Raw genomic sequence first — 23,744 nt, 5'->3', positions numbered from 1 at the left:
ATGCGTTTCCAGTAACTGGAATGATTCTACGGGATGATCGTATAACGATTCATTCTGAAGTGCCTCGATCAACATCCTGCTGCTCTCCGAAATCTCACTGATGCATTTACCATATCCTGACCAGTGATCATAACAGATTGGAGTTGAGGATCAGAGCGCAGGAAATGGATCGGATTTCAGATTAAGCGGCTTTTCGTGTCGGGACTGCCGGCACTTGAATTGGCTAGAGCGGTTTTTTCGCAATCAGCGAATAAAAGGGTACCTTCAGGAAAGGCAAAAAAGGCAGGCTCCCCTGGGATTCGTTGAGCGAAATCAACTCAAAGCGATCCAGCAGATAGGGCAGGTGATCAGAGTTCAAAAACACATTGTCACCGGCAAACCAGACAGGCCAGAAATTTCGTTGAAACCAGCCATGCGACTGCAGGTTGTGCGGTGGATATTTCCGGGAGACATAAAAGTCAACAATTCCCAGCATGCCCCCGGGCCGTAGCAGATCCCAGGCGTGGTTCACTGCCTGAAACCAGTCGGGAATCATGGTCAGGGAATAAGAAAAAGTGACCAGATCCACGTGTGATTCCGGCGGAGTAAAGCTGGTTGCATCATGACAGACTGCTGATACATTCGGCCAGCCTCGATCTGAAATTCGTTGAGAACAGACATCCAGCAGAGGCTGACAGAGATCGACCAGATAGGCACGTTGAAACTGCTGGAGACGCTGTCCCCACAGTTCGGCATTTTCGCCGGTCCCGGTGCCCAGATCGACCCAGATATCTCCTGCAGAAACAGGCAGGCTTTCAAACAACTCACAGCGACCATGCAGCAGACGTTTCCGGAATTGATCGTAGCCGACTGCCTGTCCCTGGTAGAAGGAATTGAGTCTTTCGGTATGTGTCTGACCATCAATGCGGGACACCAGCAACTGCCAGACTGTTTTGACATCATTCAGACGCGTGTTTAAATAGCTCATAACATGCTCGTTTCCTGCAGGCGATTCTGGTCCCAAGAGTTGGAATGCGTCAAACCAGTAGATCGGCGATATAAAAACTGCCATAGGTATTCACCCGATCCTGCTCATGCAGTTCTGACGCGAGCTGATTCTGGTACTGCAGCAATGCGCCAACTTCCCGCTGTTGTCCGTGATACCTGACTTGCAGGGGATCGACAAAATCCACCTGCATCCCCGCACTTCGCCAGAGGATCCTGGTACGCTCCGCCGCCTTGTCGAGAATTGCCTGCCACTCGTTTTGTAACAATTGAGGTTGCGCGCCAGCCATCCAGTCCATGTGATCCAATAAAACAAAACGTGAGATTGCACCGGGATGCTGTCGCAGAAAACCTTCCACCGTATTGGTATTGACGGACAGACGATCGATGAGCCCTGCTTTGAGTCGTTCAAAATTATTTGGCTTCAGATATTCGGGACAGCAGTCATGGTCATAACTTCCCGTGAGATAGACGCGCCAGAAATAATTGTCCTGCAGGGATCGACTGGTAAAAACCGTTTCGATGCGATCAATGACAAACTGCACAATGCCGCCTGCATAACATTGATCAATCTGCGTGCGCTGCGAGCGGGGTACTCCCAGCATGGACAATGTCAGATCCCGACGCATCCACCATTTAATCATCCTCGTCCAGAGCAGTTCGTTCAGATTGCGAGACTGGTAAATCGAAGTCTGTTCGGTAACGTCGCGCGCCGCCAGCAGCGAATTGATATCATCACGAATCCTGGCAACACGGTCGATATAACAGTTCACGAACCAGGCAAACAGCCCGGAGGAACCGCGAAAATAAAAGCTGGATCGTTTTCCCTCACCGGAAAAAAACTGACCATGCCGATCCCAGTACTTCTGCGCTGTCAGAGATAAATCGGCACGCAGATTCTGTGTGTAGAGTCTCTGCCAGTCGTTTGAGTATCCCCGGCCAAACAGATCAAAAAATGGCTCATAATCCAGGTTGCGAATCGCTGCCAGCTTCAGTTCCAGAAGTGCATTCTGCTTGGGATTCACATCTACGGCATGTACCTGGCGTGGCTCATCCAGTAAATAATCCAGTGCATTACAGCCGGCAGAAGTAATCACCAGAACTTCATCATCCGGACCCAGTTCCAGTGCTGCGCGATCGAGACGTGGATCCTCCCAGCAGGTATTGTAAACCAGATTGCCCTGATGCACGATTTGAAAACTCTTGCTGCTGATTCGTTCAGAAATCATAACCCATCTCCGATAAACATAAAAAAAACTGATCAACGACGGATCAGTTCAAGAGGATGACATTTTTTTCCAGAAGCGACTCAGCACTCCCGGCACCTCCGCTTCCACAAACGTTTTTGGTCTGATTCTTTCCGGATGTGCTTGTGGAACCGGTTTCTGGACAGGATCGATTTCCTGATCAAAAAACATAATCTCCAGTTCGCCGTCACTGTATTCAATCAAGGCGCTGCAGTGTTCCACCCAGTCACCGGTATTGCAGTAATTGATCCCGTCAATATCGAGAATGTTCGGAGCATGAATATGACCACAGATGATTCCCTCACATCGTTTCAGTCGGGCATGATCAGCCAGTTGCTTTTCATAATCACTGATAAACCGCATCAGGTGCTTCACCTGGGATTTCACAGCAGAAGAAAGAGCAAACCTGGTCTGCCCCTGTCGTTTTATCAGACGATTGAACAGGGTATTGGCGGTCAGCAGAACGTCATAGGCAAATGAAGCCAGTACCGATAACCATTGCGCCCCCGTTTCAAATTTATCAAACTGATCACCGTGGATTATCAGGAAGCGTCGGCCGTCGGCCGTGAGATGTACGAATTCATCAGAAAGGGAGACAAATCCAAACCGCTTTCCGAAATCACGTAAGAAGTTATCGTGATTTCCAGGAGTATAAAAAACTTCGGTGCCTTTGCGACTGAGCTCTTCCACCCGGTCAAATATCTCATTATATATTTGGGGCCAGCGCCATTTTTTTCGCAACTTCCAGCCATCAATCAGATCGCCGACCAGATAGAGAGATTCAGGTTGGTGAGCATTCAGAAATTCCAGAAATTCCTCTGCTCTCGAATGCATACATCCCAGATGCACATCGCTGACAAAGATCGTTCGAATCTTACGAGAGACTGTTGCAGCGGGCTGATTCTGGGACACGATCATATCATCCTCCTTAATGACATTACTCCGCGATCTCGGCGGTTCGCTTCCTGGCCGTCACAGTTCTGACTGTGGTCTTTTCTATTGTGTGCGTCGTTCATTGTTGCGGCGGATCTTATCAAGTTTTTATTCGCTGCTGATGAATGCCAGGTTAAGGTCTTGAGAATTCGCATTCCGCTTAAATTGCCGGTAAATGCAGATTGTGTTAAGGTTTCCGGATCAATCTATGAAGCTGGTTCCCATCCAATTTCACAAAGTTTCAAACTGTACCGTCCTTTTCACTCCCAATCTGTCCGGCCAGGAAGACCCGATGTATGACTTAACTCCACTGAATATCTTTCTGGCGACACTGCTGGTGATGATTAATGGATTCATCTCTTTCTCGTTGAGTCTAAATCTTGAAAAACGACTCCTGCTGGCTTCGATCCGTACCGTCGTCCAACTCCTGCTCATTGGCATGATCCTGGAATGGATCTTTGAATTATCGTGGTGGCCCGTCATCCTGTTGCTGATGTTCAGCATGACGCTGATCGCCAGCCTGACTGCGGTTCAACGTTCGCAAAGACGCTTCCCGGGTATCTGGCTCAACAGCATCATCGCTGTCTTTGTCAGTTCCTGGCTGGTAAGTGGTTTTGCATTGACGGTGATCATTCCCCCGCACAGCTGGTCAGAAAACCCGGCACAGTATCTGATTCCTCTCCTGGGAATGATTCTGGGAAATACCCTCAATGGAATTTCTCTGGGACTGGACCGATTGAGTGAAGAACTTGTCATGCGCAAAGGGGAAGTGGAACTGCGGCTCTCCCTGGGAGCGACTCGAAATGAGGCTGCCCGCGAGGCACTACAGAATGCAGTCAGATCAGGAATGACTCCGATTATCAATTCAATGATGGTCGTCGGACTGGTATCATTACCCGGCTTGATGACCGGGCAGATTCTGGCAGGGGCCAGCCCGCTGGAATCAGTGAAATATCAGATTGTGGTCATGTTTCTGATTGCATCCGGAACCGCTTTAGGAACCGTGATCTCTGTTCTGCTGGGATATCGCCGGCTGTTTAATTCGCGGCATCAGTTTCTGTTCGAACGGATCACACGCGTCGATAAATAAGCTGCTAAACGGCCTGTGACAACAGACCTTTTTATGCGAAAGAAAGTTTCTCGAGCAGTTGTCGGAGCGTCTGTTCCGGATAGAGCACAAACGAGATCTCACGACTTTGAATCACCGCATTAGCCTGCATCTGCTGATGTACCTGCACAAGATCACCATTGATCTTTTCTCGCAGAGACAGGGTTAACTGCGACAGTTCTGCATCCAGGTCACGAAGTTCACGAAAGCGCAGACGATTCAGGCGGCGCCGCTCGTTCCGGGCCAGTGAATCATCGTGTTTTTCAGCAGTCTGCTGAGCCCGGATCAAAGTCCGCTTTCGCTCTACCAGTGTCGCTGCGTCTCTGATTTGCTCCGGTGACAGGTGCCGATCGGAGTTAAAGTCCAGATCCCGCAAAATCCGCTGCAGACAAGTCTCATCGCAGTGCTGGACATTGAATGGCTGGCAGAACGGCAGGAAGCGGGTGGCTGATAAAGTCAGGTAGCGAGGTGGCGGCAGATGAAAGAAACGGCTGAAGATCCGATCTGTCATCTCATCATATTTGGCACCACCAATGCCATGTACGAACAGATCTCCCATAAATAACCGGGCAAACAGAGTGGTCGTCAACGCGCGGGTCCGCAGGAGAATTCCCTGGTCGGGCAACTGTTTGAGAACTTCAATCGCCGCGGACAGATCACAATTTTCTCCCATGGGGAGTGTGGTCATCACATCCGTTCCGTTTGAGAGCTGAATCTGATCCTGTTCCCGTTTGACGAACAGCTGGTGACGACGTGTCTCCCCCGTGCGCCAGATCCAGAAAGGAGATTCAATCCAGCCGTCTGATTCGGACAGTTCCGGTACCGGGTGGGTTTTACTCCGCACACGATTGACCTTGCGGTACTCGCTGAGCACTTCGTTATGCGTCGACCGAAAAGCCCTGGCATTCTTGAAAAGATGACAGGCAAACCATAAAAACGGCCCGGTCTGACACATGCGGCTGATGGGGAGCTCCAGATTTTCGATTCCCCACCGCTGTTCCTGGGCGTGTCGCGCTGCTGCCAGACAATCCGCCAGTCGATCAGATTTCTGCATGTGCGCTACCGCTGCAGGCCAGATATTACAGAGCAGGGGAGTGGGAAGCTCAGGCCAGACATTGAGTGCTTTTTCTACTCGGGCCGAAAAGGTGCGAAACAACTCTTCATTTTGAATCGTGGTTTCTTCCCATGGTTTTTTCTTGATCGTTTCATCAAAGGAAATCTCGGAGAAAAAGGGGGTATCGCGAGTTCCCTGCGGTATTTTAATGGCGGTTGAACTGACCAGGTCGTTGTCGACGATCAGGTTCAGACTCAATCCTGCCGATTGTTGCGCTGCTTTGCCGATCAGCAGATTTTTAATCCAGACACCAGGGTGATACAGCGCCGGCTGGTGACCTGTCATAAACAGTAATTGCTCATCCAGATCTGCCGGCAGTTCCACCGCCGATCCTGTCAACTCGGCAGTATAGCGGGCTGCTTCCTCCAGTACGGCGCGTCGTGCCCAGGAGCGGAGGCTGGAAATGATTTTCCCACTGCGGTCCCGGGAACAACTTTGAAACATGTCACGATTTGCTTCCGCATCACCAATGATCTGGGACAGATCCGGGCGGGCGAACACAACATCATCGTATTTGGGAACCCGCAGATCCTGTTTTACCCATTCTGGTTCCGGAACCGGTTTCGTACCGGAATCAAATCGGGAATCAGGATTCTGGCAGGGGAATGGAGTCACTGAAGACATTTCAATGCTTTAATGGAGTGCTGAATTTAAACAAGTTCATGTTATGTCTGGTATACAACCAGGTTTTCAAGGAGGGAAGCGCTCACTCGATACTCGTTTTCGCATGTCATCACGCAGCCGACAGATTTTAGCAGGCAATCGCAAAACAGCTGCAGGGCCGGTGAATATGCTTTAGTTTGACTAGTCTCTCACTGAATGTCGAGTCCTTTTGATTTGATTTCAAGTGGAAAGTGGCTGATGCAGTCCCACTTCCCCCTTACAAACAGCGTCTTCTGATTCACTCACTGAAAGAATCGGTACGATCGTTACAATTCTCTGAGGCACAGCAGGTCATGCCTGCGGCCTGCATTTCTCGATCAAGAACTTCATCGTAATATGCTTTCCGCCTGATCGCATCATCGAGTGAGCCACCAAAACTGCGTTCCTCTTCCAGGTAAACCAGCGGAACGGCAAATTCGACAATTTTCATCGCGTGTGCTGCTGCCTGCACCCAGAGTTGCAGAGGCATCGCATATCCCAGGTCGGTCACATTAAACAGGGACAGGGCTTCAACGCGATAGGCTTTCAATCCACAAAACGCATCTGTAATCTGGAAACCCAGTTGCTCGTTGATTCGATTGGTCACTGCGACATTGATCTGACGACGATCTTCCGGAGGAATGCTGTCACCATTAAAGGCTTTCAGGTAGCGACTCCCGGAAAGGATATCGATTGGGTCGGTTTCAAAGTGATCGCGCATCTGCTGAACCAGACCAGGCAGCAAGCCGGGTTCGTGCTGGCCATCACAGTCAATCGTCACCAGCACATCATACTCATCCTGATGTTCAATCGCGAAATCGAAGGCACTCTTCAGGGCGGCTCCGTATCCCTTGTTTTCCGGATGGGTGATGACGGTAATTCCAGCGACACCTTTCAGGATCTCAGCCGTCCCATCCGATGAACCGTCATTGACAACCAGAATCGCTTCTGCGTACTTTTTGACTTCGGTCAGCACATCTACCACATGGCGTTCTTCATTGAAAACAGGCAAAGCGATCAGAGCTTTCCGGTTCATAACACAGATCCTTGAAAATCAGGAGTTTTCTATCGAAATTGACAGCACGGTCTCATTGTAGACCCCAACCTGCTAAGGTCAACTATGCCACCTGCCAGAAGTGCAGGGCCGGCTGACAACTATGTGAAAAGTTCTTAGCCAGTTGGTTGTGAGAATGGTTTAATCTTCTACAATGGGGATAGAGGACGTATTTGCACAGGCTTAGACTGTGTCCCGTTTTTACTGGTACGTCTCCCAGGCCTTCTGGTCTGACAATAATCGACTGAGAGATGCCATGATGAAATGTGTTGCACTCTAGACCGTCCTCATTTCAATGAGTTCGACACATCAGGCAATATACGTAAAGTCACCAACAACTTAGACTAATTACACGAAAATTAAAGGAGTACTCGAATGTCTTATTCGCTTCCCGATCTACCTTATGCTTACGACGCGCTGGAACCACACATCGATGCAAAGACGATGGAAATTCATCACACCAAGCATCACCAGGCTTATATTTCAAAAGCCAATGCTGCACTGGAAGGCCATAGCGATCTGGCTGCCAAGTCAATCGAGGACCTGATGAGTGACCTGAGTGCTGTTCCCGAAGACATCCGTGGTGCAATCCGTAATAATGGTGGCGGACATGCAAACCACAGCCTGTTCTGGACCGTAATGTCTCCCAACGGTGGCGGTGCTCCCAGCGGTGACCTCGCTGCTGACATCGACTCCACCTTTGGCAGTCTGGATTCCTTCAAAGAACAGTTTTCCAATGCTGCTGCCACCCGGTTTGGAAGTGGCTGGGCCTGGTTGTCCGTCGATGGCGGAAAACTGGTCGTCGAAAGCACGCCCAACCAGGACACTCCACTCTCAGAAGGTCACACTCCGATTCTGGGCCTCGATGTCTGGGAACACGCATACTACCTAAACTACCAGAACCGGCGTCCTGACTATATCTCAGCTTTCTTCAATGTCATTAACTGGGATGAAGTTGCCAAACGCTATGCCGCAGCAAAAAGTTAAGCTCCTGAAAGTGCTTTTAACTGAATTTTGATTCGACAAAAAACAGTTTAACTACCGATAAAAAGAAAGCGGCCTTCCTGTTTTGAAGGCCGCTTTTTATATCGGGAGCTACTTTTATGTCAAACCGCAGCTGCTTTTTTGTCGTTCTGGCTGTCCTCGCCGGCACACAGACTGGCTGTCGCACCATCCCCGATTATCACCAGCCCGCTGGTTTCAGCAGCACTTACCACCAGCGAATTTATCCTGAAACTGCCTACGCGGCGCTTTCAGATGCTTCGTCCGGAGCGAAAGTCAAGGATCCCGGCGTCTTTTACCCGACCGATGTAAAGGTAAAACAGCCCAAGTACGTTGCGCCACTGGCTGAAATCAGAGACCGCATTTCAGACGAGGATCTGAGCAACGAACGCAAACAGCTGCAGTTGGACAGCCTGAAACGGACCGACAATTATATTAATCAGGAACCATTCTATAACCAGAATTTCTCCGCTCCTGGAAACTGGTAAGCCCGTTTTGTTGACCGCTGCCGACAATCGCATTGTAAAGTTTACATATTTCAAAATACTGAAATGCAGCTCCCGCTTCTGATTTTGACACAACTATTAGAACGAGCTATCTTTCCCGTCTGCTGGAATGAGGATTTCTCTGCTTGAAGTCTTCATAGGACACAGTGCACATGGGAAGGAACCCAAACAGTGGTAAATGGTCAGCGTGTTGTCGTTTTTGATGGTTTAAATGAAACAGAAGAAGTTCTCAAAGCGATTCTGGAACCCCGGGGATGCAGTGTCGACCGGGTGCGCCAACGGAATGCAACTGACCTGAATTCCACCAGCGAAATCCCCAATATTGTCGTCGTCCATGATGATGATCTCAACGAGTCCCAGGCTTCCCAGCCCGGCTGGAACCAGGTTCCCAAAGTTGTCATAGGTTCAGTCAGAAAACCTAAAAGTGCCACCGCTGGTCAGACGACCCGCTTCCTGATGCAGCCTTTTCAATATGCAGAACTGATTGACTCTATCGAAAGTCTGCTGCAGCAGTCCACCTCTACAGAGTGATGCCACGGTAATTCTAAGCGGGATCAACTCTGAATCTACAGATGGGATTTGAACAGGACTCCTGCCTGCGGTATGATTCTATGCAGAGTCGATGCATCGAACGTAAATTGTATCGCCTCAAGTGCATCTGGTGGGTTGACCAACTTCAGCCTGCCTGCGGTTGTTCTGGACATGGCAGCTGATTATAAGCTGATCTCCCTGAATATTTGCACGTCTTGCATTCAGATTTCACGACAAACCCCATGTTTTTCGTATGAATTCAGGAGCAAACCGGCAACGTTATCAGTATAACCGTTTATCAGCTACAGCAGGCTCAACGGATTTCAGCAGACAGAGAAACCCTCATCTGCGGGGGGATCCAGTCTATGACTGGGAAACAATATAATGAAAAGGCTAATCGAAAATGAGGTGTCCAAGGCGACGTTACTGGTAATCCAGGGCGTCGATCTGGGTACTCGCTTTAAACTTGGCACTGATCCAGCCGGGGTAGGGCGGGGAGTCCGTAATGAAATTCGCATCCTGGACACCGAAGCCTCGCGCCAGCATGCCCTGATCTCTTTTAAAAATGGTTCCTACTACATTACCGATCAGAACAGTTCAAACGGGACCATGCTCAACGGGACTCAGATTCAGTCATCCAAACTGAATAATGGCGACCATATCCAGATTGGTCGCAGCCTGCTGCTTTTCTCCAGTCAGTCACTGGATGAAGATTCCCGCTATATGGCAGAGCGGGTTGACCTCATCAGCAATGAGGATTCCAACCAGTCCAGCATCACACATGAGGTCAACCACCGGTTCGATTCCGTCGTGCTCGACACAGCCGACGTTTCCGGTGTTGTACAGCAGCACGAAATTCAAAACGACCTGCAGGCTCTGTATCGGGTCGCCGAGGCATCCGTCAGCCCGACGATTTCCCAGGAAGAGCTCCTGAAACGTATTCTTGACCTGACGATCAACACCGTGGGCGCAGACCGGGGCTGTATGCTGATCACAGATCCTCATACGGGTGAAATCCTGCCGCAGATCTACAGCAGTCGCGAAGAGAAAAAGTCGGGAACCCGGATGCCGGTTTCACACAGTATCGTGGATTATGTGCTCAATAAAAAACAAGGGGTTCGTACTTCCGATGCACAACGCGACCAGAGATTTGAAGGGGGGCGCAGCATCCTGCAGGCAGGCATTCGTGAGGCAATGTGTGTCCCGATGCAGGGGCGGCATGAACTGATGGGGGTCATTTATGTCGACACGACCACTTCACATCCCGAAATGCTGTTGAAAAATGGGGCCGTCGAAAAATTCAGCGAAGAACATCTACGTCTGCTGGTGGCAATCGGCAGGCAGTCTGCACTGGCCATCGAAAACTATCGCTTCCAGAATGCCATGTTGAAGGCAGAACGCTTTGCAGCCATGGGACAGACCATCGCCACCTTGAGCCACCACATCAAAAATATTCTACAGGGAGTTCGGGGCGGCAGCTATCTGATCGATATGGGACTTAACAAGTCTGAAGAAGATCTGGTTCGCAAAGGCTGGAACATTGTTGAGAAGAATCAGAATAAGATCTATCACCTGGTCATGGACATGCTCACTTTCAGTACTGAGCGAAAACCGGCCCTGGAACCCGGTTCGATCAACACCCCACTCAATGATGTTTTCGAATTAATGCAGGCACGTGCTGAGGAATGTGGCGTACAGCTTAAATGCGAACCAGCCGAAGACCTGCCGGAATCCGTTTATGATCACGAAGGGATTCATCGTGCGATATTAAATATTGTGATCAATGCCATTGATGCCGTAGAAGGGGCTGATAATGGTATGGTACTGCTCGAAACCACCTATCTGAAAAAAGCAGACCAGATTCTGATCATGGTCTCAGACAACGGCCCCGGCATTCCCCAGGATCAGATCAATAAAATATTCAATCTGTTTGAATCCACCAAGGGAGCCAGAGGAACTGGCATCGGCCTGGCAGTCAGCCAGAAAATTATCCGGGAACATGGGGGAGAAATCAGCATTGAGAGCGAACCAGGGAAAGGGTCCCGCTTCACGCTGTCTGTGCCGAGACTGGATGAAGATCACCCGCCTGCTGCCAGCTGACCATAAGAGAATTCTAGAGCGCGTCACAGATAACTATAGCGTCTCTCAATCTATTATACGCGGTCCGAATGCCCCTGGAGACGCTACAGTAAAACGGGGCACAGTCTAGCCACTCTCAGAATGCCCGCTTGATACGGCCTGATTTTTCCTGATTCTGTCTGCCTTCAATGATCTTCTGTAATACTACGGGATCAGCGCCCAGGGGTTGCTGCATGTCAGACCAGGTAGCCGCTTTGCATGTGGGCAACAGTTGAAAGTGAGTTGGCTGCAACTTGACCAACGGAGGCAGTTTCTGCTCCTGGAAGATCACTCCCCCCCGACTCGACAACTCGTGCAGATCGGCTTCTTCACCAAAAAGACTTGCCATCTCTGCTGAGAATTCCTTTTCTGCCCCTGGTGAACTGCCGCCTGCCCGATCGATCACATTAAATCGCTCCACCATATAGCCGTTCGAATTCCCCCACCACTCGATCCCCTGACGAGGTGTTGAGGACTTTGAAGCTGAAATTAACGAGGCCGTTTTTGAAAAATCCGAACGTGTCGCGGAACTGCTGGGGGCAGGCAGAAACAGGGATTCTTCAGCGATGATCTGCACAGCCGCCTGACCAGCAGAACTACTGTTTCCCGTTTCCTCACTGATTGCGAAAACGGAACCCTGCGGGGCAAAAGTACTTTGTCTTAATGACACATGAATTCCTGCTGAATCCCCCGGTTTAGCAGGGAGCGCAAAGATATCCTGCTGGCTGAGCAGCAGACTGTTTCGGACTTCCAGTTCCAGCTGCGTGGAGGCAGATTGCAGTATGGAACCTGAGACAGTCAGGAAGGAGTGATCGATCAGAATCTGATTTGATTTCTCACTGGAACCTGGCTCAATAGAGATTGCAGACTGAAATCGATTATCGTTCAGCAACAGCGCTGCCAGGATACATTGATCCAGAGCCAGTCGACTGTTCTGGCATGACACAAAATGCCGAGGCACAACACCTTTTCGCTCCGGGGAAACTCGAAACGCCCCCCCCGAAACTTCCAGTGTTGAATTTTTTAAGCTGAAGAAAGCTTCGATTCCTGATTTGGAACGTGTCTTTGCGGAAGAAGGGAGTAATTTTAATTCGACCACCTGCGGGCTCTCTGCACTTTCGTTCTGAAACACCAGCTGGATCTGCTTATTCTCCAGGGTCACAGGGGTCATGTAACAGATTCCCTGACCGCTGAGATTCACCCGCGTGGGACCGGATATTGCCGGACTGTTAAGAAATTCGCTGAGATTCCCTTTAGACATATCGAATGTTTCAGTTTTTGCTTTGGCAAACTGACTCTGTATGCCCTGATCAATGTCAGGCTGTTCGAGCACGGCTTTGATCCGTCTCTGCTGGCTCTCTGACAAAGAGGCAAGTCGTGCAGGGTCACAACCTGCAATGACACCGTCCGCCGATACGGCGTAGACATTTTTCTGTTTTGAAAAATCCAGTAAGGGTTTAATAAAGGCGGGAGTCAGTAATTCTTCCAGTTCGGCAGGCAACTCTGATTGAAACATGTCAGCAGCGACATGATTTCCCCAACTCTGCTGCCAGGTTCGATGCGAATCGATTTGAAAAACTTTTTGGGGATCTCCCTGTTCCGTAGAGCGGAGATAAGACGGCCACCCCCAGAGGAGTGCGTTTTCCAGTTTTACATTGATCTCATCGAATCGACTGGCACTCTGATTTCGCAGTTTATCCTGAGGCCAGTCATGGAGAGTCAGCATTGCTGCCTGTTTATTTTTCCGACTTCCAATCAAAACGGAATTGATGACGATCAGATCCGTCTCACCACTGGCAAGAATTTCCTGATCGGACTTTCCCGATTTTTTTTCTTCCTGCGGTCCTGTTAATGCGAAGATGGTCTGATCGGAGAGCAGGGTACTGGAAAAGATTCGAGCGGTGCGCGGAATTTTTCGTTCCTGTAAAACCAGCCCGGGGCTCATTGCCTTATCCAGGCTGCCGAATTCCAGGCAGGGTGCCCCCCGTGATGAGAGAAAGCAGTTCGAGAGCAGGACATCCACATACAGCTGATCGACACGCACCGCTTCCAGATTTTGCCCCATGATCACGGAGTTTTCCAGAAAGATACGGGACTCTCCTGCGGCGCGTCCCGTTGTGGTACGTGGCGCTCCCGTAGAATTGACCAGTCGAAGTACTCTGTCCGTAGTCCCGGCCAGTGTGAAAGAGCAATCCTGGAATGTAAGATCACTTTGATCTAAATTCAGGACATTGCAAACGCCGGAGCCTGACAGTCCCGACACATCGCACAGCAGATGTACTCCCTGAAAACGGAGTAAGCCAGATGAAAATGATAACAGGTTCACTTCAGACTGTTTGGCATCTTTGTTTTTTGCCTGCATCATAATGGTCGGCTGCTGATCTGAATCCGCCATGATGATTAACTGTGTAATATCACGCAATCGATGGGAATTGAGCAAAAAGGGACCCGGGCCATACAGACGAATGACAGCGCCCCGGGAATTCACCTCATTCAGAGCCGAATCCAAGCTACCCCAGACACCATCACTCTCGGCGTTCCCGCGAACAACTTTAAATACCGGTAAGTGAGAGATCCGCTTTCCCGCATCTGGTCCTGAAAGTGCAGAAAATCCTGCCCCCCATTCAGGCAAGTGTTCTTTTTCCTGTCCCCGGCCAGGCATGTTTTTCCATGATTCTGCAGACCCGGTTTTCTGTTTTGATGCATCTGCTTCCGACTTTACTTCCGTCACAGCAATCTCTGATTGAGAAGTCTCTTCAGCTGGCTGGTCAACTGCTGCTGCATTCGCCGGCTGATCCACTTCATTTTGTAAATTCTCCTGCCGATTCTGCTCTGCTGTAGCAAAAGGGTTAGTGGCCGGCCCCTGTTGTGGCCCGTCTCCAGCGCTGACCAAGGCGTTGATTCCCCACCAGAGCAGTAGAATCAGAAGAATGACCCCACCTGCCAGCATGGCAATCTGCCTGTAGTCAACGGCAATCTGACTTCCTGCCGCTGGCTCATCCGCCGAAGTCACCGTTGTTGTTTTCGATGATTTTCTCGTGGGACGCGCAGTGGTCCTGTGGCTCTTGCGGGCTCCCGGCTTTTCTGAAGTTTTGTTCTCCCGGCTTACAGGCCTGGTTCCTTTACGTGGTGTCGAAGGTGAGGATGACTCTTGTTTCGCAGGGCGCGCAGCCTGTCGCGTTTTCATGGCAGAGTCAGAGATGACGGAACCATCCTCTTCAAGCGGTTCCTGGCGTTTCGCGGAGGATCGCCTGCGTTCCGGTTGATTTTTGTTCTTTGATGGTTTGGCCGATTTCTCAGGTCGCTTCAGTCCCGGTACTGTCACGTCAGATTCGAAATCGACTTCTCCCGCCAGTTGCTGCAGGTCGAAACTGGTACTGAGCCGATTATTATCCTCAGCTAATTCGTCTTCATGATCAGCGGCCGAACTATTGTAATCGGGCATAAACTGATTGATCTGGAAATCACTGCTGCCTGCCGCCGGAAGTTGATCTGAGTTAAGAGCAGGTTGTTCTCCATCTGATTCATCGTTCGCCAAGGCTTCCAGAACATCGTTTCCGAGATTCGAACGTTTCAGATTCGAATTCTTCAAGTCTTCCAGAAGTTCAGCGGGCGTCTGGTAGCGATCTGCCTGTGGCTTGGCCATCATCCGATGAATGATGGCGACAATCCCTTCGGGCACGCGCTCATTGAGCTCCCGCGGATCGGGCGGAGGAGTGGTGGCATGCGCGGCGAGTTTATTCGTCAGGCTTCCTTCAGAAAAGGGAGCCCGGCCGGTCAACATATGATACCAGGTGCAACCCAGTGAATAGATGTCGCTGCGAATATCAGCTGCCTTACTGTCACGGGCCTGCTCAGGCGCCATGTAATCCACGGTGCCGACAGTTGTCCCTGCGCGGGTAATGCTCGTTTCAGTATTGTCGTCAATCGAACGTGCCAGTCCCAGGTCGGTCAGCTTTACAACGCCATCCAGACGAATGAGAATATTGGCAGGTTTGATGTCACGGTGCACAATTCCCTGTTGATATGCATGAGCCAGAGCCTCAGTCACCTGCGTAATAATTTCCAGTGATCGACGGACAGGAATGCGGTTTCGTTTATTGATCAGATTATGAAGATCGGTGCCTTCCACATACTCCAGAGCGATGTAAAGATAGCCGTCTTCTTCGCCGGCATCATAGACAGAAACAATATTCTCATGCCGCAGATGAGCAGCCGCCTGTCCTTCTGCTTTGAACCGTTTCACCAGCACAGGGTTCTCGGCTTTATCACGCGGAAGAATTTTTAAAGCTGCCAGACGATTCAGGGTGGTATCGCGGGCCAGGAAAACGGCTCCCATTCCCCCGGCACCGATCTCCTTTTCGATTTGATATTTACCCAGTGATTCCAGTCTGGGTACGCGCGCAGAGGAGCGTTTTTTTTTCTCAGGAGTATTTTCATTCCGCTTGGCCATTGCCTGCCCCAGAAATGTCTGAATCGACTGATTCAAAAAACGCCTTACTTGAGCTCGAACGCTTTCAGAAATTGTTAAGAATTGATTTGGAACCACCTAAACCCGAATGACAGAAGAACATATATGATAAGCTGTTGGCAAGGGAGAGTCAAAATAGACCATCCTCTTTTCGCCCCTCCTCAGTAAGAAAATGGGCCTGCACATCACAACAGCACCTCTCCCGCGGACAGGAATCGGATTAAATTGAGTCACTCCAGTCCAGGCATTGGACGAGTCCGGATTTCAGACCACAAACACACCATTGGCCGAACGGATCGCAGGCTACCTCGATGGTTTCATCGGGAATGATTCCTCCCCAGATCAGCTTCCCCTCCTGATTTAACCAGTACAATTCCTGTTCAATCGTCGCAGCGACGATCCGATTCCCCGCAAAATCACAGGCGAGCACTTTAGGTGTCCCTTCAAAAACAAGAGTCCCCGCTGATTCCCCCTCGTGATCAAACATTAATATTCCATAATTGAATCCCGCCAGGTACAAACGCTGCCCATCTCCCGACAGGGAAATTCCCCCACAATTGGACCAGTGCTTTTCAGTCCAGATACAGTTCCCCTCAAGATCGTAACAGCAGAGAAACCCGTTTTCCGCAGCCCCGATCAATCTTGGTGCAGAGACCTGAAATTCAAGGTAGCTCAGTGGACGTACTGTTTCGAAGCTGGCTACTTTCTTCTTCTGCGAATCGATCAGAATTGTCTTTCCGCTGGCCAGGCTGACTGCCAGATAATCTCCATAGGAATCCATGGTGATGGCCAGGCATTCCACCGAAAAAGAAATCGCCCACAAGACGTTCAAATCACGGTCAAAGCAGCAGATATTGTTATCGGAATAGATCGCTGCCCCCAGTTTCCCGCGATCACTCCAGTGGACCAGTTGCACATCCTTGATGCCACGGTTCAAATGCAGAAACTGTCCCTGTCGATCCAATAAATAAAGGCCGCCCGAAATATCGGCGGCCAGTATTTCTCCGGTTTCCCGTGCCAGATCCAGCGCAAGTAAAGGAGCTTCTGTTGAGAATGACCACCGCAGTGCGGGGGTTGTTCCTTTTCCCTGTGTGAGCCAGGCGGCACGTTCATCCATCATGGTGTTACAGCATATTGCCTTTGCAGGATTTGTAAGCCACGTTTGATATCAGAATCTGCAGCGAGCTTCTGCTCTCTCGAGGCACCATACATGGCAGTCTGCAGTTCATCTTTTTCAACCGTGATCGTCGGTTTGATCCCAATCTTACCATAAGTGTTACCTTGAGGCGAATAGAATTTGGCAGTCGTCAGACGTAAGCCGGTTGAACCCCGGATTGGGAAGATACTCTGTACAGACCATTTCCCATAGGTTTTACGTCCCACAACTGTTGCACGTCGATGATCGGTTAATGCTCCTGCCACAATTTCACTGGCACTGGCACTGTTTTCATCGACCAGTAGCACCAGTGGAATTTTCCAGGTACCGGGACGATGTGCAGTATAACTCCAGTTCTGGTCTGCAACCCGACCTTTGGTAGACACCAGCTTTCCTTCTTCCAGAAAACGGTCCAGCACTTCAACAGCAGCGGACAATAATCCCCCGGGATTTCCACGTACATCCCAGATCAGTGACCGCATGCCTTCACTGTTAAGTTTCTGCAGGGCCGCATCCAGTTCTGCAGCAGAAGTTTTCTGAAAACCGGTCATCTTGATATAGCCGATTCCATTTTCCTGATCCAGCATCTTAACGATCGGGAAACTTTTCACTTGAACTGCTTTTCGGGTAACACGTGCGGTACGCGTCCGATTACTGCCCGGGCTTTCCAGTTCCAGCACAACCTGGCTGCCTGAAGTTCCCCGCAACAGATTCGCAGCCTGATCCGTTGTCATGTTGCGGCAATCTTTCTGATCGATGCCGACGATATGGTCTCCTGACAGAATTCCAGCCGCTTCCGCGGGACTGTCCGGCAGGACATTGATCAGCAGCATACCTTCACCAACTTCGGCTTTCATTTCGATCCCGATTCCAACAAACTCGCCTTCGATGTTGTCGTAGAGATCCCCCAGACGTTCCGGAGTCAGAAAGCTGCTGTAATCATCCAGGGCATTACAGCCACCAAACATGTATTCGGAAATCACAGCGGTATCCCGCAGTCCCAGATTCTGATAAGACAACGTGCAGACTTCGATAATCAGCTGATGTGCACCGTGATGACTGGAGACAGATTTATTCCAGTAATTTTCTCTCAGAATGCGACGGACCGTACGGATCTTCTCAGGGGGCACTCCCTTCAAATGGACCTTGATAAACTTATCATTGGCCAGTGCCAGATACAGACTTTCCGTACCATGTGCAACGAAGGAAGTTGTACTGAGCGGATCAACGAAGTGGGATTGAATTTTAGACAGAATTTCATCGAGCAGAATTAATGCTTCTCTCCGAGATTGAGTCAGAAGCACCTTTGAAAAGCTGTCGTCCATGTAACGACGGTCGATACCAAAGTGAATTTTTGCACGACGCAAACCATATTTGATATTGTCGTTCTCAGGCCACTCCTTCAAGGCCTCTTCATAATGTTCAATCGCCTTAATCCATTGGCGATTTCGTTCAAACTCTTCCCCTTTGGCAATCGCCTGGGTTTGAGTGACAGGAATGACGATGGGAAGTTCACCCGGATCAGCGGCAGCGGAATTAAAACCTGCTGCCAGCAGAATCACCAGTAAACAAACCCGCAAATGACTCGATTGTAATCTCTTAAGAAGTCGCGTCTTGGTAGTAGAAAACATGGTTCCCCCTCTATAACCGACGTTTTATCCTGTTGCTGAAGGCCGCCACACGCAGGGCTCATCAAAAGCAGGCAGGTAAACGATCGCCGGTTCGCGCTGCACAAAGTATGCACAGCGTTTATTTAAACAAGTATCTTGCCGATATGTTTAACATAAGCCACAAAAATCAGGTGGTCAAACAATCGTTTTCATGAAGATGTACTATGACCTGCATAATCGATTCATTTTTAAATGACCGTGGGGAAACCAGAACAGGCGAAGCACAGCCGGCGGGGGGCCAGTAGTCTTAACTCGTTATTCCATCATGCGCAGCGGGAACCAGAGTGTTACTCCAGCTTCGCCAGTCCCGCTAACCGGGATAACCCGAACCTGGGAGAACCACATCAGAAAAATTGAAGAGAAGGATTCAGATTCATTCAACTCGTCAGTAGGAGTCTCAAGATTCTTTGCCCCAGAGAATTGCCAGCTGGACGAGAACATCTACTGCCTGCTGCATTTCTTCCACAGTCGTCCATTCCAGAGGTGAATGAGGATTATGCTGTCCACTCGAAAGATTGGGGGTAGGTAAGCCCTTTTCCGTCAGCAGACTCCCATCCGTTCCTCCTCGAATCACATTCAGATTGGGCTCAAGCCCGGCGGCACGTGTCGCTTCGATCGCTTTTTCCAGAGCGCGCGGTTCTTTCGGTAAACCATCTCGCATGTTGCGATACTGCTTGTGGATTTTGATCGTGATCTCCGCTTTGGGGTTTTTCTGACGCAGAGGCTCGGCCAGCGACTCCAGCAGCTCAGCGTATTCCGTCAGTTTCTCTGTTTCAAAATCGCGTAAGATCAGCCGGGCAGAAGCTTCGGAAACACTTCCTTCAATATGGTAGGGGTGAATAAAGCCTTCTCGCCCTTCCGTGGTTTCCGGACTTAATGTTTCTGTAGGCAACTGAGCAATCAGCTCACTCAAAATACGATTGGCATTGACCATCACGCCTTTCCCGACCGAAGGATGGGTATTCACCCCTTTGACAACAATCATTGCCTGGTCTGCAGAAAACGTTTCGGAATCAATCCGGCCACTGCCATCGCTATCCAGAGTATAAGCACAACAGACACCAAAGGCATCCAGATCCAGTTTTTCAATGCCGCGACCGATTTCTTCATCGCAGGTAAAACAGAGTCGTACTGGACCATGCTTGATTGAGGAATCTCCCATCAGTTGCGCCGCTGCAGACATCATTACGGCCACCCCGGATTTGTCATCTGCTCCCAGGAGCGTCGTTCCATCCGTGGTAATCACCGTTTTCCCCTGCATCTGTTTCAGACGCGGTTCTTCACTCACTCTCAAAACGCGCGACGGATCTCCCGGCAGCACCAGATCTTTCCCATCATAATTTTCGTGCACAATCGGTTTGACCCCTGTCCCGGAAAATTCGGGAGATGTATCAACGTGTGCTACCCACCCGATTGCGGGAACGTCCGCCCCCACAGTAGAGGGTATGGTCGCCATCACAATTCCGTATTCACTGATCGTCACGTCTTCCAGCCCCAGCTGCTGACACTCTTCAAACAGCATCCGACTCAGAACGAGTTGTTTTTTGGTACTGGGAAACGTCGGGCTGGTCTCATCTGACTGAGTATCAATTTTGACATAACGCAAAAAACGATCGAGTAATGTATCCATAAGTATTCATATTCCAATTTTAAATGAGTTGATTATTTCCTCAGGGCCCCGGCTGAAAAGCAGCGAGTTGAAAGGCGACATATTCTATGGTCCGATATCCATCCCGCTCATAGAGCAGACCGATTTCTCCGCTGCCGATTTCGACGAGACTGGAATACGCGGCGGATCCGGCGGTTACCAGCCGTGATGTTTTCCAGGTTCTGCCGTCATCTTCACTGAGCCGCACGACCATCTTTTCCCGTTTTTGACTGGCCGGATTGCTGAACAGTATCTGCCCCGGTTTCTCTGCAGCAGGAAACCGGGCTCGGATCAGGCTGGCCTGACAGACCGGTTCGATCAGGGCCTGATCCAGTGTGACATCAGACCAGGTCGCGCCCCCATCCTCGGAAAAGGCAATCGCTCGACGGTTTTTACCGTGGTAGCTCCGCATATTCATTAATAACCGGCCATCTGCCAGTTCAACGACAGCACACTCATTGGTTTTTTCTCCGATCGGCTCACTCACCTTCCAGCTTTTGCCATGATCGTCCGAAAAAATTGCATGTGCCCGACGGATGACACTTCCCTGGAGTGTTACATTATGATCACAGGGGATCACCAGCCGCCCTTTATATTTTCCCCGCGTCAGTTGGATTCCATTGCCGGGCCCAGTCGCATACCAGGTCCATTCCGGTTTCTTAGTGGATTCAGTCACTTCATAAGGCCGCTTCCATGTGAGTCCGTCATCATCGGAATAACTCATAAAAACGCGACGTGTATCGTGGCCTGATTGATCTCGGATCTGATTCGCATGATCCTTGCCGTGATTCCAGGTTAAAGGTAACCAGATGCGACCCGTAGTCTGATCCACCACCGGACAGGGGTTGCCGCAGGTGTTTTCCGCATCGTTCCAGATGACAGCTAAGTCTGACCAGGTTTTTCCCTGATCCTCACTTCTTTTGAGAACCAGATCGATGTCGCCACTGTCTTTTAAATTATGCTTGCGGCCTTCCGCAAAGGCGAGCAGTGTTCCCCGGGGAGTGCTCAGCAAGGCAGGAATCCGGAATGAGTGGTAGCCGACTTCCCCCCGCTCAAAAACAGTCGTACGAATCTCAGGCTCCAGAGGAGCAGGGGATTCGTGGGAGTTTTCGGCTGCATAACAGGGGAGAATGAAACACACGATGATGAACAGTATCAGGAGCCGATTCTGATAAAACATTTTGATTAATTCCCCCACTTCACAGGACCTTCAGATTTCCATGGAAAACCGGGAATCGAGTATATCGCCACGGAACAGGCATCTCAATCAACGAAATTCGGGGGCATTTCAGGATGAAAGCGGCGGTTGACTTGCGATCAAACAGGAATTTGTTAAGCTTTCGACTTCTCGGGGCATATTTCACCTATAAAGTGAGATACCTAAGCAAGTTAGCGCTGAGAAATGACTTTTCCTGCAAACGTTTTTTTTGTAGGATGAGCTCATCTGGCAAAGACAACAGGTCAACCAATCTGGCGGTGTAGCTCAGTCGGTTAGAGCAGCGGAATCATAATCCGCGTGTCGGGGGTTCGAATCCCTCCACCGCTACTTGTGTCATAGGAAGACACATCAAGACAAACAACGCCTAAATCCTCAGTAGTGAGGGTTCAGGCGTTTCTTTTTTTATGGCTCCTGAATTGTGTCTCGGTAGCGTGAGATACCAAAAAGCTTCGGCTCGGGACAAAACAAAGGGTCCGTCCCCCTCCATTCCGCCGTCGTATCAACCTGGCAAGGGTGAAGGCTGACGCGACGGCGGGACGAAGGGGAACTCACAGCCAGTACCTAGAATGAATTTTTAGATTTGTCGGCAGCGTCCGGGTGGTTTACTTACGTATTCCGCTTGCCGTAAGCAGGTCACTGATCATTCGTCGGTAGCGTACTTTTAAGTCGTCAATGTCTTCTCGACGAGTGATATATACGCGATCGTGGGCGGCTGTGTCGCCTACAGATTTAACTTCAGCCATGGTTTTCGGCGTGTTACGGCCCAGTGTTAAGCTCTTGTCGTTTGAAATATACTTGACCAGTGAATCTAGGAATACGAACACACCGTTATTCTGTATTTCATGTTGCCGCTTTTTGCTTATATACACCTCGATAATCAGAGATTCCATTAATCGCCGACACATTACTGCGGACGCGTCGTAAAGCCCCGATTCATAGGCACCGTTGATTTGATATACCATCTGTTCTAAGTATGCACGCGTGCCCGCGACAGATTCAACGGGAAGTACGGCACCAGTCACAGTAATGCGGCGAAGTCCCAGCATATCTTGATACTGCTCATCGAGTGCTACAAGATGTCGTACGTCGAGTTGGAACGTGCCCGTACGTTTCCCTTTCACTACATACCGACTTTTACGGAGGTCCTCACGGAGCCGCGTGACATTCGGTTTTGGAAACCCTTCTTCGTGCAAGTCAGCAGCCAGGTCAGACGCTGCACGCTCCTCAAATTCTTGCGACTGCCTGTAGTACCAGAGTACTGCAACCGCCCGGTCGATGTGAGTCAAAGTTAAGTCTGCGAGATCGGCACAAAATTCAGACCTATTTTTCATCGGATTTGCCGCCTATCACGCCTTTCATATAAGTGACACCACGCCGGGACAGCTTATAGCCGAGTTTCGATCCTTTTTTACGGACGCCATCGGCCATAACGTACTTAGACGCTGAACCAGTAAGCGTCCTAGATGCGTTTTGTGAAGAAACTGGATTACCAAGATCGCGAGTAACACTTGCAATATCCCCCGATGACAACTTATAGCTGTTGTCGAGATACTCGTGGACAATATATAACGCTAGGAGAACGCGATCAACTTGGCTTGCCCGGTCGAGAATCTGCGTTTCAATCTCCTCCGCCTCGTCGCAGTTCTTGACGAGGTTGACGATTTCCGGAATGTCAACGGTACTTGAATGCTCGACCTCCGAGGATGAACCAGACTTAGCAGCTGACTTTTTTTTGGCGGATTTCTTGTTCTTCGACTTCGGTGTAGCTACTCCAGAGTCGGGGCGGCCATATTGTCCAAGCAAAGCTTGAACCTCATCGGGTGTTCCGTCAATCGTAATTTCAGTACCATTAGGTAAAGTAATATTAGCTTTGACCATTCGTGATGTCTTTCAAGGTGTTAAATGCTGACAAACTTTAGATTGACAGAATTGAAATTTGTCTAAATCTATCAACATTTTTGTACATTATCAATCGATAGCGAGTACACAAGTCCACATCTGGAGTTCTATATGGAGAAACGACATGACAGCAAATGTTGATCCTGTCCTCCAGACACCCTAATTAAAATTTGGAACTCGCTCATTTGATATTACGACTTTGCAAGTATCCAATTAAATGTAAAATTATTTGCTGTACTTCAGTGGGTAATTTTATCCACGAATCGACTATCAATCGTAGCTCCGAATCACCTGTGTAAACTGGAGTGTAAAGGCCATTTTCTCCTTGCTGTTTCTCCTAATTAAGTAACGGGTTAGGCATTTCAGAATTCGGAATCATAATCCGCGTGTCGGGGGTTCGAATCCCTCCACCGCTACTCGTGTCATAAGCAGACACATCAAG

General features: G+C 49.8%; 17 protein-coding genes and 1 tRNA gene. 6 read left to right on the top strand and 12 right to left on the bottom strand.

The genetic code is table 11. The annotated features are described in order from the left end of the window. Positions 1–223 precede the first annotated feature (223 nt). From AACZ40_RS01960 to AACZ40_RS01950, 3 genes are read right to left on the bottom strand one after another with little or no spacing between them, the layout of a single operon-like run. Positions 224–967, bottom strand: coding sequence for a class I SAM-dependent methyltransferase (locus tag AACZ40_RS01960; RefSeq protein ID WP_291170621.1), 744 nt, complete (start codon positions 965–967; stop codon positions 224–226). A 49-nt stretch (positions 968–1,016) separates the two neighbouring features. Continuing rightward, positions 1,017–2,213, bottom strand: coding sequence for a BtaA family protein (locus AACZ40_RS01955; RefSeq protein WP_291170619.1), 1,197 nt, complete (start codon positions 2,211–2,213; stop codon positions 1,017–1,019). 48 nt (positions 2,214–2,261) lie between these two features. Then, a complete protein-coding gene (locus AACZ40_RS01950; protein WP_339672990.1) occupies positions 2,262–3,149 on the bottom strand; it encodes a UDP-2,3-diacylglucosamine diphosphatase in 888 nt (295 codons plus the stop codon). A 307-nt stretch (positions 3,150–3,456) separates the two neighbouring features. Between AACZ40_RS01950 and fetB the strand changes: the two genes are divergently transcribed. Next, a complete protein-coding gene (gene fetB, locus AACZ40_RS01945) occupies positions 3,457–4,254 on the top strand; it encodes an iron export ABC transporter permease subunit FetB (protein WP_291170617.1) in 798 nt (265 codons plus the stop codon). Between the two features lie 31 nt (positions 4,255–4,285). Here the strand turns inward: fetB and AACZ40_RS01940 are convergent, their stop codons facing one another. Both AACZ40_RS01940 and AACZ40_RS01935 read right to left on the bottom strand, forming a co-directional pair. After that, a complete protein-coding gene (locus AACZ40_RS01940) occupies positions 4,286–6,010 on the bottom strand; it encodes a hypothetical protein (protein WP_291170615.1) in 1,725 nt (574 codons plus the stop codon). A 277-nt stretch (positions 6,011–6,287) separates the two neighbouring features. Continuing rightward, a complete protein-coding gene (locus AACZ40_RS01935) occupies positions 6,288–7,064 on the bottom strand; it encodes a glycosyltransferase family 2 protein (RefSeq protein ID WP_291170613.1) in 777 nt (258 codons plus the stop codon). A 393-nt stretch (positions 7,065–7,457) separates the two neighbouring features. Here AACZ40_RS01935 and AACZ40_RS01930 point away from each other — a divergent pair, with 393 nt between their 5' ends. The 4 genes from AACZ40_RS01930 to AACZ40_RS01915 all read left to right on the top strand — a co-directional run bounded on the left by AACZ40_RS01930 (position 7,458) and on the right by AACZ40_RS01915 (position 11,221). Continuing rightward, positions 7,458–8,069: a superoxide dismutase gene (locus AACZ40_RS01930; RefSeq protein WP_291170611.1), complete on the top strand. Its 612-nt coding sequence runs from the start codon at positions 7,458–7,460 to the stop codon at positions 8,067–8,069. A 116-nt stretch (positions 8,070–8,185) separates the two neighbouring features. Next, complete coding sequence (locus AACZ40_RS01925) at positions 8,186–8,572, top strand: hypothetical protein (protein ID WP_291170609.1); 387 nt, start codon at positions 8,186–8,188, stop codon at positions 8,570–8,572. A gap of 189 nt (positions 8,573–8,761) precedes the next feature. Beyond that, a complete protein-coding gene (locus tag AACZ40_RS01920) occupies positions 8,762–9,121 on the top strand; it encodes a hypothetical protein (RefSeq protein ID WP_291170607.1) in 360 nt (119 codons plus the stop codon). A gap of 384 nt (positions 9,122–9,505) precedes the next feature. Next, positions 9,506–11,221 carry an ATP-binding protein gene (locus AACZ40_RS01915; RefSeq protein WP_291170605.1) on the top strand — a complete coding sequence of 572 codons (1,716 nt, stop codon included), beginning with the start codon at positions 9,506–9,508 and terminating at the stop codon, positions 11,219–11,221. A gap of 115 nt (positions 11,222–11,336) precedes the next feature. Here AACZ40_RS01915 and AACZ40_RS01910 read toward each other — a convergent pair whose 3' ends face one another. From AACZ40_RS01910 to AACZ40_RS01890, 5 genes are all read right to left on the bottom strand, one after another. After that, positions 11,337–15,728 carry a protein kinase gene (locus AACZ40_RS01910; protein WP_339672983.1) on the bottom strand — a complete coding sequence of 1,464 codons (4,392 nt, stop codon included), beginning with the start codon at positions 15,726–15,728 and terminating at the stop codon, positions 11,337–11,339. A 202-nt stretch (positions 15,729–15,930) separates the two neighbouring features. Then, positions 15,931–16,830: a hypothetical protein gene (locus tag AACZ40_RS01905; RefSeq protein ID WP_291170600.1), complete on the bottom strand. Its 900-nt coding sequence runs from the start codon at positions 16,828–16,830 to the stop codon at positions 15,931–15,933. Next, positions 16,827–18,497, bottom strand: coding sequence for a S41 family peptidase (locus tag AACZ40_RS01900; RefSeq protein WP_291170598.1), 1,671 nt, complete (start codon positions 18,495–18,497; stop codon positions 16,827–16,829). Before AACZ40_RS01900 ends, AACZ40_RS01905 begins: the two co-directional genes overlap by 4 nt. A gap of 436 nt (positions 18,498–18,933) precedes the next feature. Continuing rightward, complete coding sequence (pepT, locus tag AACZ40_RS01895) at positions 18,934–20,166, bottom strand: peptidase T (RefSeq protein ID WP_291170596.1); 1,233 nt, start codon at positions 20,164–20,166, stop codon at positions 18,934–18,936. Between the two features lie 40 nt (positions 20,167–20,206). Continuing rightward, the gene (locus AACZ40_RS01890) at positions 20,207–21,364 is read right to left on the bottom strand and encodes a sialidase family protein (protein WP_291170595.1); all 1,158 of its coding nucleotides are present in this window, start codon (positions 21,362–21,364) and stop codon (positions 20,207–20,209) included. Between the two features lie 292 nt (positions 21,365–21,656). Between AACZ40_RS01890 and AACZ40_RS01885 the strand changes: the two genes are divergently transcribed. Next, positions 21,657–21,730 (top strand) — tRNA-Met (locus AACZ40_RS01885). Between the two features lie 275 nt (positions 21,731–22,005). Here the strand turns inward: AACZ40_RS01885 and AACZ40_RS01880 are convergent. Together AACZ40_RS01880 and AACZ40_RS01875 are read right to left on the bottom strand one after the other, a co-directional pair. Then, positions 22,006–22,734 carry a DUF4145 domain-containing protein gene (locus tag AACZ40_RS01880; RefSeq protein ID WP_291170593.1) on the bottom strand — a complete coding sequence of 243 codons (729 nt, stop codon included), beginning with the start codon at positions 22,732–22,734 and terminating at the stop codon, positions 22,006–22,008. Beyond that, a complete protein-coding gene (locus AACZ40_RS01875) occupies positions 22,724–23,281 on the bottom strand; it encodes a hypothetical protein (protein ID WP_291170592.1) in 558 nt (185 codons plus the stop codon). Before AACZ40_RS01875 ends, AACZ40_RS01880 begins: the two co-directional genes overlap by 11 nt. Positions 23,282–23,744 lie beyond the last annotated feature (463 nt).

The organism is uncultured Gimesia sp. (assembly GCF_963972345.1).
Classification (GTDB): domain Bacteria; phylum Planctomycetota; class Planctomycetia; order Planctomycetales; family Planctomycetaceae; genus Gimesia.
Note: the sequence above shows the minus strand (reverse complement) of the source record. Positions and strands in the feature narration are given on the sequence as shown.